Below are 17,020 nucleotides of genomic sequence, written 5' to 3' on the forward strand. Positions count from 1 at the left end.
ATACCAAGTTACTGAATCGACAGCCACGCCCGAGGTATTTCAGATTGAATCCCAAATAACAATCAATCAAACCCGATTGGTTCCTATTTCAATCCATGTTCCTGAATCCGGAGGTACAACATATTCAGCAGACATTCTCTTCAATTCTACTGAATTCGGTTCAACAAGTCTCAGTTTATCGTTCACAGCCAGTGAGCCAATAGCACGAGTTGCTTTTGACATATCTCATAGTGCATGGGACATAGACACGTATTATGGCCAGTTCAGAGAATTGTATGAGTATCTCACCGCCAACGGCTATTCTGTTCAGGAAATCAGAGACCGCTCCAAAATCACCGAGGGTTATCTGGCGCTGTTCGATGGAATACTCGTTCTGGACCCCTGTGTATGGGATATAAACCAGACAATTCCCTCAACTCCTGAGCCGTTCTCGCTTCCATTCACCAGCAGTGAAATTCAGGCGTATGAGGGCTATGTTGATTCAGGTGGAGGAATATTTGTCGCTACCCTCTCCAATTCAAGTACAGATGTTGAGTCAGTGAATGAATTTCTGAATTGGACTGGTTTCAGCCTCAGCTTTTCAGCCATAGATCATTCGGGTGAAACTGCGCTCATAACTAGTATTCAGAGCCATCCGATCACTGATGGGGTAATGAGTTTTGATTATGAAGGAGCTAGGGTAAATGCTCCAGCTGAAGCTACCATATTGGCGGATTACTTCGGAAGTCCCGTTCTTGGAATCCGAGAGATGGGGGCAAATGGAAGAGTTGTAGTTACAGGCACCAACTTCTTCATAGACAACTGGGCTCTTGCTGGTGAATATCAATCATCCAGCAATGGTGTGCTCGCACTTGGCATTGTATCGTGGATCACCAACCAAATATGAAAGAAGAAACGCAAGGTGTTTGATAACACACCTTGATTGCTTTGTCTTTCAGACTTAAAAGGGCGCGTGCGTAATTTTAGGTACCAAAAAAATACCGAGTCGAAACGGATGTGCTGGTGGCTTGAGGTTTTCTTGGGCCGCCAGCTGAAAATCCAATTCCTGCTTTTTCTTTAGGTATATCCGGATGGGATTTACATCATTTGTAGAATCCTACATAGGAGAAAAACAAAACATAGACATATGCTATCACCAGATTTAACTCTTGGATGCAATCCAAGCCTAGTAGGAGACTATGACGTTGAAACGGGTTACGAAGGGATCCTACGCCGTTCTATTTGCCTGTGTTCTGGCCCATTTTTTCAACCATCTTTATACTGGTGTTCTCTCCCCGTTTCTACCCGTTATTCGAGATGAGCTTTCACTTAATCTGACGGAGGTGGGCATTGTAACAAGCGCGTCAGTCGTAACAATGACAACAGCACATCTTGGAGTGGGATACTTGGGCGACAGAGGTTGGCGAGACATTTTTATCCCTGCCAGCGTGTTGTTGACAGCATTCACGATTCTACTGACAAGCATCTCTGTTGGTTTCCTCATGCTGGCTCTTACCCAAGTACTGTTGGGACTTGCAGCATCGGGGTATCACCCAAGTGCCTTTCCAGCTCTTACAGAGAATTTCCCGGATGACACGCGCGCTCAAGCAACAGGTATTCAAGCAATAGGTGGCTTGATTGGAATGGCACTCATACCTTTGTTGGGAGTAACACTGCTTGTTTATCTAGGGGGCTGGAGAGAATCGCTGGGCCTTTTGGGAAGTATTGGCATCATAACAGGAATCCCCGTCATTTTCCTGATGCGGTATTCGAGAAGAAACACAGTAGAAGAGTTCACTAAAGAAAACAAGAAGACAGGTACAAAGGGGTGGACTAAGGGATTCGTTCTGGGTATCTTCTATATGGCCCTTCGGGGCATGGCCTTCAGATGTACAACTCTTCTGATGCCTTTGTATCTAGTAGAGACCTACGGTTACGAGCCACTATGGGCGGGTTCACTGACTACAGTCATGTTGACTTCTGGCATTTTTGCTGAGCTGATTGCGGGGCCACTATCCGACAGAACAGGAAAGAGAGCTATTTTCATGATGTTTTCTACGGGAGTTTCAGCAGTGGCTATTTTCAGCTTGAATCTGACGCTCAGCCCAATCATGCTGATAGTGGTGTTGATTGTGCTTGGCTTTGCGTATTACTTCGGTGTTCCTCCTAATACCGCATTCCTAACAGAGGTCAGTCCGGAAGATACACAAGGTTTGGCATTCGGACTCCTTTTCTCATTGGGCGCGATCCCGGGTGCGATATCACCCATCATATTTGGCATCATTGGGGATCTCTACGGTCTACCCGCATCAATCACATACCTAGTCATAGCGACAACCTTGGCTACAATTGTTGCGCTGTTTCTCCGCGATCTCAAGAAACCATCTGTAAAGGCAACAGGAGCCTTGGAATCAAGAGCTGAGACTGCATAATGATTAAGGAATTTCAGCAAATGTTAGATTATCACATCCATCCTAATTTCTCAATTGATGCGCAAGGTACCGTTGAGAGTTTCTGTGAAGCAGCTATTGAGAAAGGGCTCCGACACATCTGTTTTACAACTCATGTAGACACAGATCCCTACAGAAAGGATGGAATGGTCAAAGTTGGGAAGGAGAAGATACCGACAACTGAAGATGCATGGCTTCAGCCATACGTGGCCGCAATTAGAGATGCAGCGCGATCCTATGAGCATAGAGACTTAGAGGTTTGTTTAGGTGTCGAAGTGGATTATTATCCTGGCTTTCATGGGCATCTTCCCAAAAGCTTCTTCCGAGTCGACTGGGACTACGTTCTAGGCGCAGTACATCTCTTGGAGCACAAGGCACTTTCCTTGGAAGATGAAGCAATGGACTTGTTTCAGAACCATTCAATCAATGAGCTTGCTAATGTATACTATCGGACACTTGTGGAATGTATTGAATCAGGTTACTTCGACATCGTTGCACACATCGATATCTATCGGCGGTACGGGGGGAATTTCTACAATGAAGATATTCGGAGCATTTGGAAGAATCATGTTTCTGAACTCGCAAATGCTATGCGTAATGGAGGAGTAGGTTTTGAAATCAATACTTCATCATTAAGAACTGGTCTTTCTGAAACTATGCCTGTCAGAGATATGGTTGCGCATCTACACGAAGAGGGTATTGATATCGTAACAGTAGGATCAGATGCACATACTCCCCAGCATGTGGGATATGAGATTTCCACTGCGCTTGAAATGCTCAAAGAAATAGGATATGAAGAAGTCACGTTGTTTAGAAAGCGAAAACCTGTCGGTATTCAGATTAAATAGACACATGTACTTGATTCACAGACAAATTTCCCTCGTGAATCACAGTAAATAGCTGTAAATGACCAATCAACATAACTCCATCAATCGAAGGACAAAGCCAAAAAGGACGCCGTAACTGTTTAACAGTGAGGTTATCCTATGGAAAACAAGAAATCTTTTCTTCTATGTCTCCTTGGTGGGTTACTTCTCATCATTACAAGTGCAACAGGTAGCATAGGCTATTTCGCCATGCTTGAACAACTGCACGCAGTACCAGAGCTACAGGAGATTATGTGGCTGGTTGACATCCTTCTGAATGTATTGACATACATAGCAGGTCTCGGTGGGATTGGTGTGATTATCGGAGGGTATCTGCTAACTACCGAGAGAGTCGGAACAGGCAAATTCATTGTGGGAATCGCCGCCGGGACGTCATTAATTGGAGTGCTCATTGACCTAGGCAAGATGCTCTACTTCGCTGGGCTTAATGTTGTGATAGACTTCCTGTTAATCGTTGCGCAGTCCATTGGCTGGATTGGTATCATACTCACTATTGCTGGACGTCAGTCTGCTAGCACTCCGGAGTAAAGCAGAATTATTCAGCAGAAATCGGCGATTAGCAAAGAGATGATTCGCGATTGAATGAAGAGATAGAGGATCAACTCGCAGAAGCTGTCAGCCTTATCAACTCAGAACTATATGAGAAGGCAATCAACCTCCTGCGAGATTTGGTTGAAGAGCATCCAGATTCGTTAGAAGGATGGTATAATCTTGGCATTGCACTGGCCAGGGACGGCAAGCTTGATGAAGCAGAAGAAGCGTACGATGAAGCTCTTGCTATTGACAATCAGATATTTGAAATCTGGTTCAACAAGGGTAATGTGCTATATGAACTGGGGGACTTCGAAAAAGCCAAGGAATGCTACGAAAAGGCCCTGGAACTCGATCCAGATGACGCAGAAGCATGGAACAATCTGGGGAATACATATTCAAGATTGACAGAGGGGCAGAAAGCAATTGAAGCATACACCAAAGCTGTAGCCCTACGTCCTAATTATGCTGAAGCTCTCTACAACAAGGCCAATGCTCATTTCATTGAACATGAAGATGAACATGCAATTGCATATGCAGAAACAGCAATGCAGCTTGACCCTTCACTCGCATCACATGTGAATCAATGGTTACCAGTTGCAAGAGACAGACTTGAAGCTGAAGAGCATCACGAGAAATACAAGAAAGAAAAGAAGGATTCTGAGCTGTTAGATGCCACAAATGGCGGCAGCGAAGACGATTAACATAGAATAGACGTTGTTCAAAAGAGTATTAACGATGGGAACAGAATCTCGGTAGGTGCGCAAATTGGGAAAAAACAAGCAAGGCATCTTGGACAAAACATGGACACGAGGGTCTCTAGCAGCTGCTGCAGCTGTTTTCTTTGGAGGAATCACAATAGCTTGGCTTTCCGGTCAGGGATTCCTAGGGGATTCAGCACCCAACCCGGGAGTTATACTTGGCCTAAGCATCATGCTATCCACGGTGCTTGTGTGTTGTGTGACATCAGGAATGATTACGAGATTACTCACAAAGATGCCTGAATATCACGAGATGGAACTTCAATTTGACAAAGCAATGACCCATTATGAAGAAGAGGAATGGGACAAAGCCCTAGCAGAATTCAACGAGCTTCTTGAACCCGACATGGATCATAAAAGGGCCCTGTACTATGCAGCCCGCTGCCATGAACGGAAAGATAACTGGGAGAAAGTGAAGGAATACTGTAAGCACTATCTCGACATGCAACCTGATGATAAGGAAGTTTGGGAATTGCTCGCTTTGGCACATAAACGCCTTTTCGAATATGAAGAGGCAGAAGAAGCAAGGAACAGAGCAGAAAAGCTGGGATAGCAAAGACACGGGAACATTCAACGCTGTCAAGCAAAGCATATCAAGGGTTATACAACACATCGAATAGAGGAGTAGAGAAATTGGATTCAAAAGAGTGGAGCAGAGTCGATGTATCCGAAAAGAAGGTTTCGCTGAGCACCGAAGACATTGCCTTTGAATGGGATATACAAAGTGGTTCCTTTAGCCTTCTTGATTCCAAGGGAGGAGAGTATCTCAAGGATTGTCAGTTCCAGATATGTCTAGGGGTTAGGACAATCAATTCATCCGACCTCAAGTACGTTTCTATGGACACCCTTGCTATAACCAATAAGAATCAGGTAGACAAGGTCCTTATTCTTTCTCTTCAGGATCCAAAGGCGTCACATGACATACGGTTCAAAGTAATTGCAATGAAAGAACTGGCCGGATTCACATTCACCGTGCAATTGATCAACAAAGGCCAACAGCCATTGAAACTTGAATCTATTTCTCCACTATGGACAAAGTCTCCCATCTTAATAGGAGAGGATTTGGAGAATCTCATATACTTCCAAAACGGTTTTCATTCGTGGGAACTGAGTCGAGCTCAGCCACTTAAGGGAGAATCGAATATCAGTCACTTCTACTCTGTTCTAACAAACGAAGTCGATAACTCGAATATTCTTTTTGGTTTCTCGACGATGGACCGGCAACTCACTACAGTCTCATATGAAACAGAGGGAGAACAACTGGATAGGGTGACAACAACCTGTGCTCTTGATGGTATCTCATTGGCACCCGGGAAGAGTGTTGTATCTGAAGAAATGACGGTCATTATTTCAGCCGACGGAGTGAAAGCACTGACACAATATGCAGACCTCACAGCCAGACGAATGGATGCCATTCTATGCGATGAAGTTCCAGCAGGATGGTGCAGCTGGTATTTCTATTACACTATGCCAGACGAAGAAGAAATCCTAGAAAACACACGATTCCTCCACAAAAGATTCCCAGAATCTGTCAAATGGATTCAACTTGACGATGGTTACCAAAAGGCTGTAGGAGACTGGGAATCAAACGATAGATTCCCCAGAGGCTTGGATTATCTCGTTGAAGAAATCGAGAAGAAAGGCTTTAAGGCCGGTATTTGGACAGCGCCATTCATTGCTACTGAGCATTCTGAGCTCTTTAAGGAGCATCCAGATTGGTTTCTTGCCGAAGAAGGGGATGAACCAAAAGTCATTGATAACAATCCGTTATGGCTTGGGGAATACTATGCGTTGGACCTTTCAAATCCCGAGGTCATTAAGCACATCAAATCACTGTTCAAGCATCTGAAATCATTGGGTTATGAGTACTTCAAGATTGATTTTCTATATCATGCCACTGAAGAAGCAAAGAGATTCGATGAATCAATTACCAGAGCTGAGGCATTTCGTAACGGAATCGAGGCAATCCGAGACAGTGTCGGGAATGATCTAATTCTAGGTTGTGGTGCGCCCCTCGGGCCCTGTATAGGAATAACTGATGCTATGCGGATTGGAACGGATATTGCCACATCGTGGAGGCTGGATTGGGGCGGAGGTGTATACGAATGTGCTGTCAATACGATGACCAGGGCACCCCTGCATAACCGCTGGTGGACAAATGATCCTGATTGCTTGTTAGTAAGGCAGGAAGATAATGAGCTAACGCTTGACGAAGTCAGACTATGGGCATCGGTTATTGCCCTCAGTGGAGGGGCTTTCCTTCTCAGCGATCGCATGATGGAGGTTTCAGAGGAGAGGCTTTGGCTTGTTGACAAGTTACTGCCAGTGTATCCGGAAGGAGCCCTATCTCCTGATTCATTGACCAACCCAGAACCAAGTATATTCTTTCTCCCTGTAGAAAATGAAACCGGGGAGTGGGTTGTTCTTGGACTTTTCAACCTTGGTGAGGAGCCTATCGACGTTGAGGTTAAGCTTGCAGACCTAGGCCTAGACCAAGGAGAGAGTCATCATATCTTTGATTTTTGGGATGAGAAGTACGTTGATGAAGTCAATGACGGTATTGTAGTATCCGATCTTGAGCCGCATGTTTGTAAACTCTACAGCATACGACCAGCAAAGGACAGGCCCTGTCTTCTATCTACAAGTATCCATTTCACTCAAGGAGCCTGTGATATCCAAAGCGAAAGATGGGATGAAGGCTCAAATGAGCTGACGTTGGTGGTTTGCAAGGCAACTAACCACCCAGAAGGCATCTACTTCTACTTCTCAGAAGCATGGAACATCCAGCAAGTCTCTGTTAATGGCGAAATCCATACCCACAAAAAGCATTCTCCTAATGTCGGAAGCATACGAAAACGATTCAAGGAGGATGATGAAGTCAAGGTCGTGTTTTCAGAGTAGTGAGGAATTCATTGCTCATCTATCTGGCCAGATAGCTTCTTAGTCCGCGTTACTCTAGATTATCCTATTCCTTAGCTTGCCTATGCCTTCAATGTAGAGCTCTACTTCGTCACCCGGCTCCAAGAACTCCGGTGGATCACGCGCAAAACCAACACCAGAAGGCGTTCCAGTAGCAATAACATCTCCAGCTTCCAGAGTAAAAGACTTCGAGAGATAGGATACAATCTCCGGCACACTAAAGAGCAGATTTGCAGTGGTTGATTCCTGCTTCGTAATCCCATTTACCTTGGTGTACATCTCAAGATTGTCTGCTTTACCAAGCTCTTCCGTGGTAACGATACATGGACCCATCGGACAAAGGCCGTCCAAGGACTTGCCTCGAATCCACTGTCCATCATCGTTCTGCAAATCCCGGGCACTCAAATCGTTGATTATGGTATACCCCGCAACGTAATCGAGTGCATCGTCTTCAGTGACATTCTTACAATTCGTTCCAATCACGATTCCCATCTCTACTTCCCAGTCGAGCTGGGTCGTGACTTGAGGTATAGGAATCTCCTCATCTGGATTAACGACACTTGAAGGAAACTTGGCGAATATAACTGGAAAATCGGGAACCTCTCGCCCCGTCTCTTCGATATGATCCTTGTAATTGAGCCCGAGAGCAACAATTTTTCCAGGTCTGTCTATGGGGGCTCGATATTCTATGTCATCCCAAGAAATCAGAGTGGGTCTTTCCCCTTCAGCAAGTTCATCATATCTTCGTTCTATTTCACGAACTTTTTCAACCCCAGAGTCCATCTTCAGCAAGTCAATCATCTTGCTCGGGAATTGTTCATCTGTAAGCTGATTATCATCGTCAATAAGAGAGGCAGCCATAGGCAAATCTAGAATGCCGTCATCTAGCTCCAATCCGATTGAAAAAGCACCACTTTGGGAGAAAGTCACAAGCCTCATGAGGTAGTGAGAACGACAGCTTCATTTATCCGTACTGGTAGACAGAAATGAACCGGTGTGTATTTTGGGGAAGAAAAATCGCTCGCTGGACGAGATTCCTGATGAAGTTTTCGTGCCGTTAGGTCGTCGTGGCATGGAAGCTATCCCACTCAAAGAGTGTACATATGCTTGTGATGGAGACGAACTGGAATTGCTAGATGTTAGCAAGGAACCAGAGGAAATCACGGGGCATAGTGTGGAAATAGTCATAGAGGATTGGCTTGTCAAATGTAAGAAATGCGATAGACCATTCACCATTCGATGCAAGAACCGATATGTAGATGGTGAAAGAGTCGACACTCTTGTCAATCTCTTGGATGACAAGGGAAATGATCTCGGATGGCTTGGCAATTATTGAACTAGCTGGATCCAGAAGAGAATTGGTAAGAAAACACTATAAGCAGATATCGCAATTCAAGCGACAAGCGTCACCTAGGAGCTAATTTCATGAACATTATGGTCTTTCTTGTTATATCGTTGATAGTACATGCCATCCCACTATCGCTTAGCAGTGAGATGTTTCAATTTCGCATGCTGATACGGTGGCTTCCGCTTCGCATAGTGTGGGGTACAGTTGCATGGGTAATCAGTACCATATTCCTACAACTCGTCTTGCCCTGGGCTGTTTTGTTTCTCCTTCCAAGTGTGAGCCTTCTATTCTTGGTCGCTAGTGGTCTTCGTCCTGGAAACATCAAATACATGATACAGGAAGGGAAAGCACCAACTATTTGCCTCGCCATCATCTTTCTTATGATCACACCCGGTTTTGCCGGCGTCATCTCATGGACTTCAGATGTTTCTAATGCAGAGTCCTTCGATGAACTAATTGTTGAGACTGATGAGCCATTGTTTTCAGATCCGATTCCGGACAATATGGTCAGACTTGTCACAAGCCAATATGCAAGATTTGTTGCAAGCCAGTACTTAGCAACCATAGGATCGGAAGTTGAGATATCCGCTGCTCATATAACCACAAAGGATGGGCGCCTAGTATGGGTGTGCGTGGTTGTTCCTACAAACGTTTTAGCAGAGAATCAGATCAAGGCTTTGATAGTTGTCGATGCCAATAGTCCTTCGGAGGTCGAATTGATAACAGATGTTAGCCTTCCTGTTGGTGAAGGTTTGTTCTGGGATAAAGCAATCCGCTTTGGCAACTATATGAATGACATGACGCAAGCTTACGAATACAGCTACCCCACCTGGTCGCCCAACGGGGATTTGGTGTACATCCAGACGCGAACACAACTGGGCTGGGACTTTGTAGAACGGCCATTGGGGCCAAAGCTTTACTTCGAGAACGGCACAGTCATTGCATATCCATCGGTTGAGGAAACCCCTAGCTGGGTGACTCAGGCTTACAGCGAGGAATGGCTTGAAAGACAAATAGGGCGATGGGGAGGATACAGACGTGGTGATGGTTTTGATCTCTTTGCCGGAGGGTTCCTTTGGGCTATACCGCCTTCAAATGATAGACTGGAAATGACCGAGGATACCCGCTACATAGTCAATCCGTCAACCAATCGAGTGGAAGGTTTTGTTGCTGTTAATCCGCCAAGCGCTTCTGACTTGTCCTTGAGCGGAGTATTTAGAGCAACTCCTGATGGGATTTATCTCCATGATTTGCGTGAGGAGGGTTTCATAAGCGGAGTAGCAGCAGTTAATGAAATTATCAAGAGTCTGCAGGAACCATCTTCTGGAGATTACTTCGGTGCCATGCCGTTAATCTATCCAGTTCAAATCAACGAAACCGAGACTCGGTACGCCTGGTACTGCCCGATATATTGGGCGGATGGTTATTACGACGATGATGAATGGCAGGTCTCAGACATCAGGCTTCATGCACTGGCCCTAGTTGATGCTGCAGAAGAAACAAAATCATATCTCCAATTATCAGGCGGGTCGACTGTGGGTGAGGGTTTGGTCCAAGCTGCCAGAGAAGGATATATCGACGCTATGGGCGGGACTGTAGAAGAAGAATCGCAGGGAATGTTCAACTTAACTGCAACAATCATGAACAGGACACAATACGTTCAAGATGGCGATACTCATATTGTATTGGGTACATCAAACTCAACCTATGCATGGATTGAAGGTACAAAAGATTGGATGGATCTAGATTCTTGGTATGCATTACTCAATGCGGATGTCGGAGATTCCTTCGTGGCCACCATCAACATAGTCGGAGAACAACAGAGAATTACTGCGTTCTCCATAGAGTAATATGACCAAAAGGCCGGTTACTCGCCGGCCATCTTTTTCTTCAGACTGCGGTACTTGTTCTTTATTGCACCCCAGATTCTTTGAGTCCTTGACATGCCAGCATTAGTGTGCATCGGGCATTGATCCCCAAGAGGACATTGATCACTGAAACCACCGTACTCGTGCATCGCCTCAGGTAGTCTCGATTCCACGAGTTCCTTTTCGAATCTGTTCATCACATCTCCGGAGACAGCAGTCCAGTCAACGCTAGCGAATTGCTCTTCATGCAACGCTTCTTGAACAACCTCGAAAACTCGCTGTGCAACATCTTCCCGATCCTTCGATAGGCCGACGACAATGGAATGGCCTTCAGGCGTAGTTTTTGTGAAACGCATGTCCGTTGGGCCCATCTTCACAGCATCCAGTGTCAAATCCTTAGAAATCGTGGATGGGATTGTCTCAAGTGCAGACAAGAACCCGGTCAAAAGCTCCGGATCCTTCATCGATGTCTTGCAGAAGCTCCCAAAGCACTTGCTATAGATAGGAAGACCTGCCTCGGTGTATACCATTAGATATTCAACCTTGACCATCTTGTATCTTCTCCGTTGACTTAGAACTCATCCCACCTTACTGGCGGGACCTCAAATATCTTGTTACAGTGACGAGAACAGTTGGAAAAACAAGCCTACTGATCAAGGCTCTCTCTGAAGACCTCCCGCTGTATTAGGAATCGAAGAATCTCTGCAGTTCCGCCACCAATTGTCATCAGTCTGGCATCACGGAGAAATCGTTCAATGGGATATTCGGTGGTATATCCTGCACCACCTAGAACCTGCAATGCGCTATTTGTTATTTCTATGGCAGCCTCCGTGGTGTATAGCTTAGCTATGGCTGCTTCTTTAGTTATCTTCATGCCTTGGTCGTACATACGTGCTGCAGTAAGAGTCAAAGCCCTGCCCGCTTCAAGTTTCATCGCCATGTCAGCAATCTTGAAACTGATTCCTTCAAACAACCTGATTTTCCGCCCGAATTGTTCTCTTTCATCTGAATATTTCACTGCCACTTCGTAGGGTGTACGACCATAGCCAATAGCTTCACCAGCAATAGCTGTTCGTTCGCTATCTAGCTCATCCATAAGAATAGTGAAGCCTTGCCCAGGTTCTCCAAGCATCAGGCTAGAATCTACTCGAACATTATCCAGCTTTAGATGAGAAACTCGTGCGGATTTCATCCCCATAAGATCGTGATCGCAAACTACCTCGAAACCGTCAGTAGATGTATCTACTATGAATGCGGACATTCCTTTCTTGGGATGAACAGAGGGGTCAGTTATGGCAAAACAGCACATGTAGTCCGCTTGACTACCATTTGTGATGTAGTGTTTTTCTCCATTGATTACCCACTCATCGCCATCTTTCTCAGCCACCGTCTCCATACCGGCAGCATCAGACCCGACATTTGGTTCTGTAATCCCTATGCAACCGATTTTCTTGCCTGCCACAACCGGAACAAGATATTCTTTCTTCTGCTCATCGGTACCAAATCGGGCAATTGGCATACCATAGAGTGTTGTGGAAGCCATACGAGCCATGTCTACTCCGGGATTTGCTGCTGAAATCTCCTCCGCAACGATAATCTCGTACGAAAGCCCCTTATTGGTTCCACCAACGTCTTCTGCATGATGAACCCCCATATACCCTTCCTTGCCAAGCTTGCGGATGAGGTCCCTTGGATAGGGGCCCTCGTCAATTTCTCTTGCTCTTGGATAGATTTCCTTCTCGCAGAAATTCCGTACTTCTTCTCGAAAACTTCTCTCTTCCTCCGTCCATAGGACGTTGCTAAGGTGGACTCCCATTTGCATAACCTTAGCACTAACGTTCCAAGTGCTCCCTTAAATTAGTAACTGGCAAAGAAACGGTTTCTATCTTGAGACTTTCACGTGAAGCGAATCAAGACGGGCGAAAGGTTAGAAGTCCCTCTTTATTCTTCTCGATCATCACATCGGAGCCAATATCAATTTGGTCAGAAAAACTGCCTTGCCCAGAGCATAGAACGACAGGGCCCTCGCGCAATCTTACCAGAGCCAGAAGAAGTGTATCGGCAAAACCCTCAGGCGGCATCCTTGATGTAGTAAAGGATTCAATCGTACCCGTATTCGAAAAAGTTACCTGGTCCATCTCAGTTTTTCCAACTCCACACTTGGGACAGATGACACGTGGTGGAACAACTGAATGGTCACAAACAGGACATACCGAACCTTTGATTCTCAATCTGCCAATCCCCTTGATAGTAGAGATAAATGGATATCTTGTTGATTATTTTGTTTTTCGTTGCTTCAATGTTCTAACAACGGATTTGAGATTCCTCTTTAGAAAGGCTCGGAACTTCTTGTCTTCTGTCAAATAGATCATACTGCTATCATTTAGATTATCCAAGCCACCTTCAACCTCCACAGCTTCACCAAGCTCTTCTAGGTCCCGCTTGAATATACCCTCGATGGCGTGTGGTGAGAAACCTTCCTTCTTGAAAACGGGAAAAATCTGTTTTTTTGTAGCAGATCCACCCAATTTCAAAAGGGAAAGAAGAATCAACCAATGATGCCATGCCATTGTATAGTTGTCTAGGAATCTCATTACTTCGTCAAGTGTTCTGGTCAAATCAATAGTCTCCTTCGATGCTAGGACATTTCGCTGTCTTCATTGGTTTCTTCTTCAGATTCTTCAGTTGCAGTACCATCTTCGGTTTTGGTTTCGTCCTCAGATTCGGTTTGTTCCTCAGAAACAGAATCATCCCCCGTTTCCTCTTCTGTTACGCTTCCGAGAATAGATTCCCTAGCCTTCTGAAAAATCCGATCTTCAGCACCAGCAACTTCTTCCGCAACATCTGAGAGCTTTCTGGGTCTTACCTTGTCCCCTTCAAGTTCAATGAGACCCACATCAACGAATCGCTGTAGGTCACGGCGGAGCCTCACAGTAGGTATTCCTAGCGCCTTCGAAAGATGCGTTAAGGGTAACCAAGTATGCTCCTTGTCGGCAATAAGGAAATAGGCCTTGAAATCTGGTTCTTCCTCAGCAACTTGATATAGCATTTCCCATCGAGCCCTCAGTTCTTGAAGCTGTTCTTCCAATGATTCGATTTCTGACTTGCGGCTTTTCGCTGTACCCCTTACTGAGGCAAGGTTATCACTCAGCTCATCAATTGTTTCCTTCAAGGCCGCATTATCATCTCGAAGTTCGTGCAAGCCTTCCTCAAGAGTGGTAATTCGTTCCTCTTTTTGAGATACTTTTTCTTCCATTTCTGTTAGCTGACCTTTAACTGAAGATAGTTCTTTGGTTCTCTTTTCATAATCATCGACTAATTCTTCAGCCGCGTCAAGCGAGGCAATAAGCTCCTCTTTCTGTTCGATTTGGGACCTAGCTTCGCTGAGTTGTCCACGAAGAGCGGATATCTCTTCATCTTTCTCATCTAATGTTGCTTCCAACTCGTGATGGTCTTCTTGCATCTGTGATATGCGGAATTCAAGCCGGCTGAGGGACTGTTCCTTTGATTGAATAAGATCCTCTAGTTCATTAGCTCGAGATCTCCATTCCCTAACCTGGCTTCTCAAATCCTCAGCACTTGTTTCCAATTCTTGGACTCTTGTATACATTTTGAAGAGTTTGCTCTGTAGCTGACCGGTCGTACGATTGATTGCGCGAATAGCACCACGGCTCGCTTTTGTTATGATATCCCTGACTTCACTCTTGCCTTCGCCAATAGAACGATAGATAGGTTCCATTGTGGCCGAGCCCGACAATCCTTCTTGTAGTTCCTGTCGGACAATACTGACTGCACGTGTAGCAAAAACGCCAAGCCCTGCGCCTTTCAGGCGCTTACTGGTCGTTGATATTACTTCACTGACTTTCTCATCAATACCAGGTTCAACAGACTGAGCAGCATCTTCAACAGAGCCAAGTATATCCTCCATACGTATCTGTATACGCTCAAATGTTTCTCCGACTCTGTCTGGAGCAGATGCATCTGTCGCATTCGCTATATCATCAGAGGTATATCTTTGTTTTGCAGATTCCTTGTCACTAGTGGTTTGGGACTCACTCATCGCTTTTCCCATAAGATCCCTAGTTTTTTCTTCGACATCTTCTGCCGATTCATCCCAAGATTCACTGTCACGGTCAGCCAGCACTGGTCACCTCTCAGTGCAATACTCCACGATAGCCAAGTTGTGTCAGTCTTGATGAAGTCCGCTTTATCTTGTCTGAAACTGCAGAAGCCTCTTGTATCTTAGACATCAGTTTTTTCCGGAATTCATCAGGCGAAAGTTCACCGCGATCAAGCTTCTCTGTTAGCTCTCCTCGTTCAGCCTGCAGTTCTTCACGCCGTTTGACAAGGCGCTCATATTCAGCCACCAACGTAACCACCTCGTCCCGATGCTCCTCTGGAACACCTTCTGCAGACGTGGGCATATCTGTGGCTTCTCGTTCGATTTCAGCCTTTGCAGCTTCAGCCTTATCAAGCTCAGTAGCTTTCTTCGGTTTCTTCCGTACGTCCCCTTTCTTCGGTTTCTCTTCTTTTCCTCTTACTTTACGCTTAACCCAATCAAAAAGTCCCATATCTATCTCCGCCGTTGTGTTAATCCAATTTTTCTCTAATCGTATCAAGTTCCTCTTCTAAATCATCACGCATCTGTCGAGCTACCGCTGCTTTCTTTTCATATTCCTCTGCACCAGCTGGATCATTCATGGCCATTTCGGATAGCTCGTTCTCCCGTTCAAATAACCTGGCAATTTTCGTCTCTAACTCTTTTTTCTTCTCCTTGAGCTCAGCATGGGATTCATCAATCTCAGGTTCCTCTTCCTCGGGAGTTGCTGTAATCGTTTCCTCTATAGCAACACCTTTGCTTTCATCCCCTTCTTGAGTCGGTTTGTCTGTGACACCGGCAACGGTAACCCGGATTCCCTCGTCAAGTCTTTCTTCTAGACGTTTCATTCTTGTAAGTATCTCGTTCATGCGACGATCCAGTCTGTTGATGGCTGCTGTTTGTCGATCAACAGTATTGAAAATCTCATCAGCGAATTCCTCGAAGTTCAACCCGTACTTGAAACTATCAAGTGTATCTTTCATTCGCCCAATATCTTCAATGAGTTTCTTCCGTTCTTCTTCGTCGACAATGCTTTTCGTTTTCTTACTCATGGTGCATGAACTCCTACTCAGTCACAATATCCGATACTATCGCGAAATCAATCTCTTCAAAAGCCAAATTCTTGAGAAGAGTAAGCCATCGTTCCCTAAAATCACGCTGGTTAGCTTGCATGCCATAGGCAGGAACACCTAGCCGTCGTGATACTTCTTGAGGAGACAAAGCCCCCTTGAGATCCTGTTTGTTTGCTATTGCAATCATACGAGCATAAGGCAATTCATTCTTCAGAACAGGAAAAGCTACCCGTTTCGTCCACTTCATATTGTCAGGAGTCGAATCTGTCACTAGGACAATCATGCTCCCTGCACGAATAATCTTACCCCATTCCTGGACGAATCTATCTTGCCCTCCAAGGTCAAAGACGCTAAAGACGTAAGGATCAAAATCGGCCTTTAGAAGTGCCTTATCTCCGAAAAATGTGGGTACATAATCCTGTGGAGGGCCTCGCGAGGGCAAGGTAGCTAGCTCGAGAAGTGTTGTCTTTCCAGTACCACCATGGCCTGCAAGGCAAACCTTTGCCGGTATTCGTCCAACAATGTTTCGGAATCCCTCACGGAATGGAGAGAAATCAGTTGATTTCCATTCATCTGTTTCAAGGACTCTCTCAAAGGCAGTCATGAATTTCGAAACCATGTTCATGAGTGCTTCATGTACCTTCTGAATGGATGCCTGTCGGTCCATGGTAAGGATGAATTGTGTATCATGGCTGTTCATGTAGACATAGCGATAACGCTCTATTTCCATGTTGTCGATATTCCATTCCTGCAGCTTCTGGGCTGAAGAACTAACAAGTTGCATTACAGCCGAAGTATCCAAGTCCTTGTTCGGAACTATAACGTCTTCGAACAGACTTTTTCCTTCTCTGAAAACATGGATTTCTCTAATCATTAGCCAATCAACGTCCTTTGGTTCTTACATTCAAAAGCGAGCTCCCAATCCAAGAGACAGGATAGAGGATTGGAGCAGGTCCCGATACCAAGATTACCAAGCAAGGATTTGAGGGTTATCTGTGTGTCCTTGCTGCTGGGCTGAAGAACGATGGAACGAAGTGAGAGGATGACATTGTCACCCACATACAGTTTTCCTCCGTCACATCCGCGATTCATGCTAATCCCCAGT

18 protein-coding genes are annotated in these 17,020 nt (G+C 45.3%); 8 read left to right on the forward strand and 10 right to left on the reverse strand.

Features of this window, described 5'->3' with window-relative positions; translation table 11 throughout:
- The first annotated feature begins 1,178 nt into the window (after window positions 1-1,178).
- The 6 genes from GF309_09095 to GF309_09120 all read left to right on the forward strand — a co-directional run bounded on the left by GF309_09095 (window position 1,179) and on the right by GF309_09120 (window position 7,509).
- A complete protein-coding gene (locus tag GF309_09095; protein MBD3158929.1) occupies window positions 1,179-2,411 on the forward strand; it encodes an MFS transporter in 1,233 nt (410 codons plus the stop codon).
- Window positions 2,411-3,277, forward strand: a complete 867-nt coding sequence (locus GF309_09100) for a histidinol-phosphatase HisJ family protein (protein ID MBD3158930.1) — start codon at window positions 2,411-2,413, stop codon at window positions 3,275-3,277. Before GF309_09095 ends, GF309_09100 begins: the two co-directional genes overlap by 1 nt.
- Before the next feature lie 138 nt (window positions 3,278-3,415).
- On the forward strand, window positions 3,416-3,844 hold the full coding sequence (locus GF309_09105; protein MBD3158931.1) for a hypothetical protein: 429 nt from the start codon (window positions 3,416-3,418) through the stop codon (window positions 3,842-3,844).
- Between the two features lie 50 nt (window positions 3,845-3,894).
- Complete coding sequence (locus GF309_09110; GenBank protein MBD3158932.1) at window positions 3,895-4,551, forward strand: tetratricopeptide repeat protein; 657 nt, start codon at window positions 3,895-3,897, stop codon at window positions 4,549-4,551.
- A 64-nt stretch (window positions 4,552-4,615) separates the two neighbouring features.
- Window positions 4,616-5,161, forward strand: coding sequence for a tetratricopeptide repeat protein (locus tag GF309_09115; protein MBD3158933.1), 546 nt, complete (start codon window positions 4,616-4,618; stop codon window positions 5,159-5,161).
- 80 nt (window positions 5,162-5,241) lie between these two features.
- Entirely contained in the window at window positions 5,242-7,509 is a 2,268-nt protein-coding gene (locus GF309_09120) for a hypothetical protein (GenBank protein ID MBD3158934.1), read from the forward strand.
- A 54-nt stretch (window positions 7,510-7,563) separates the two neighbouring features.
- Here GF309_09120 and GF309_09125 read toward each other — a convergent pair whose 3' ends face one another.
- On the reverse strand, window positions 7,564-8,466 hold the full coding sequence (locus tag GF309_09125) for an FAA hydrolase family protein (protein ID MBD3158935.1): 903 nt from the start codon (window positions 8,464-8,466) through the stop codon (window positions 7,564-7,566).
- 64 nt (window positions 8,467-8,530) lie between these two features.
- Between GF309_09125 and GF309_09130 the strand changes: the two genes are divergently transcribed.
- Complete coding sequence (locus GF309_09130; protein ID MBD3158936.1) at window positions 8,531-8,863, forward strand: hypothetical protein; 333 nt, start codon at window positions 8,531-8,533, stop codon at window positions 8,861-8,863.
- A gap of 89 nt (window positions 8,864-8,952) precedes the next feature.
- Window positions 8,953-10,725, forward strand: coding sequence for a hypothetical protein (locus tag GF309_09135; protein MBD3158937.1), 1,773 nt, complete (start codon window positions 8,953-8,955; stop codon window positions 10,723-10,725).
- 17 nt (window positions 10,726-10,742) lie between these two features.
- Here GF309_09135 and GF309_09140 read toward each other — a convergent pair whose 3' ends face one another.
- The 9 genes from GF309_09140 to GF309_09180 form a co-directional block, all read right to left on the reverse strand.
- Window positions 10,743-11,294 (reverse strand): hypothetical protein, encoded by a 552-nt coding sequence (locus GF309_09140; GenBank protein ID MBD3158938.1) that lies wholly within the window; start codon window positions 11,292-11,294, stop codon window positions 10,743-10,745.
- A gap of 95 nt (window positions 11,295-11,389) precedes the next feature.
- Window positions 11,390-12,565 (reverse strand): acyl-CoA dehydrogenase, encoded by a 1,176-nt coding sequence (locus GF309_09145; GenBank protein ID MBD3158939.1) that lies wholly within the window; start codon window positions 12,563-12,565, stop codon window positions 11,390-11,392.
- Window positions 12,566-12,653: 88 nt separating this feature from the next.
- A complete protein-coding gene (locus GF309_09150; GenBank protein MBD3158940.1) occupies window positions 12,654-12,974 on the reverse strand; it encodes a hypothetical protein in 321 nt (106 codons plus the stop codon).
- A gap of 45 nt (window positions 12,975-13,019) precedes the next feature.
- A complete protein-coding gene (locus tag GF309_09155; GenBank protein MBD3158941.1) occupies window positions 13,020-13,361 on the reverse strand; it encodes a hypothetical protein in 342 nt (113 codons plus the stop codon).
- Between the two features lie 20 nt (window positions 13,362-13,381).
- Entirely contained in the window at window positions 13,382-14,887 is a 1,506-nt protein-coding gene (locus tag GF309_09160) for a hypothetical protein (protein MBD3158942.1), read from the reverse strand.
- Between the two features lie 10 nt (window positions 14,888-14,897).
- Complete coding sequence (locus GF309_09165; GenBank protein ID MBD3158943.1) at window positions 14,898-15,314, reverse strand: hypothetical protein; 417 nt, start codon at window positions 15,312-15,314, stop codon at window positions 14,898-14,900.
- Between the two features lie 19 nt (window positions 15,315-15,333).
- Window positions 15,334-15,894 (reverse strand): hypothetical protein, encoded by a 561-nt coding sequence (locus GF309_09170; GenBank protein MBD3158944.1) that lies wholly within the window; start codon window positions 15,892-15,894, stop codon window positions 15,334-15,336.
- 13 nt (window positions 15,895-15,907) lie between these two features.
- On the reverse strand, window positions 15,908-16,789 hold the full coding sequence (locus GF309_09175) for a hypothetical protein (protein MBD3158945.1): 882 nt from the start codon (window positions 16,787-16,789) through the stop codon (window positions 15,908-15,910).
- Entirely contained in the window at window positions 16,789-17,007 is a 219-nt protein-coding gene (locus tag GF309_09180) for a hypothetical protein (GenBank protein MBD3158946.1), read from the reverse strand. The genes GF309_09175 and GF309_09180 overlap by 1 nt, the downstream gene beginning before the upstream one ends.
- Window positions 17,008-17,020 lie beyond the last annotated feature (13 nt).

The organism is Candidatus Lokiarchaeota archaeon (genome assembly GCA_014730275.1).
Taxonomy (GTDB): domain Archaea; phylum Asgardarchaeota; class Thorarchaeia; order Thorarchaeales; family Thorarchaeaceae; genus WJIL01.

Bases quoted from the DNA above. Each gene is read 5' to 3' on its own strand.
- GF309_09105 (MBD3158931.1), top strand. From the start codon at position 3,416: ATGGAAAACAAGAAATCTTTTCTTCTATGTCTCCTTGGTGGGTTACTT.
- GF309_09135 (MBD3158937.1), top strand. From the start codon at position 8,953: ATGAACATTATGGTCTTTCTTGTTATATCGTTGATAGTACATGCCATC.
- GF309_09140 (MBD3158938.1), bottom strand. From the start codon at position 11,294: ATGGTCAAGGTTGAATATCTAATGGTATACACCGAGGCAGGTCTTCCT.
- GF309_09165 (MBD3158943.1), bottom strand. From the start codon at position 15,314: ATGGGACTTTTTGATTGGGTTAAGCGTAAAGTAAGAGGAAAAGAAGAG.
- GF309_09100 (MBD3158930.1), top strand. From the start codon at position 2,411: ATGATTAAGGAATTTCAGCAAATGTTAGATTATCACATCCATCCTAAT.
- GF309_09125 (MBD3158935.1), bottom strand. From the start codon at position 8,466: ATGAGGCTTGTGACTTTCTCCCAAAGTGGTGCTTTTTCAATCGGATTG.
- GF309_09180 (MBD3158946.1), bottom strand. From the start codon at position 17,007: ATGAATCGCGGATGTGACGGAGGAAAACTGTATGTGGGTGACAATGTC.
- GF309_09170 (MBD3158944.1), bottom strand. From the start codon at position 15,894: ATGAGTAAGAAAACGAAAAGCATTGTCGACGAAGAAGAACGGAAGAAA.
- GF309_09175 (MBD3158945.1), bottom strand. From the start codon at position 16,789: ATGATTAGAGAAATCCATGTTTTCAGAGAAGGAAAAAGTCTGTTCGAA.
- GF309_09095 (MBD3158929.1), top strand. From the start codon at position 1,179: ATGACGTTGAAACGGGTTACGAAGGGATCCTACGCCGTTCTATTTGCC.
- GF309_09145 (MBD3158939.1), bottom strand. From the start codon at position 12,565: ATGCAAATGGGAGTCCACCTTAGCAACGTCCTATGGACGGAGGAAGAG.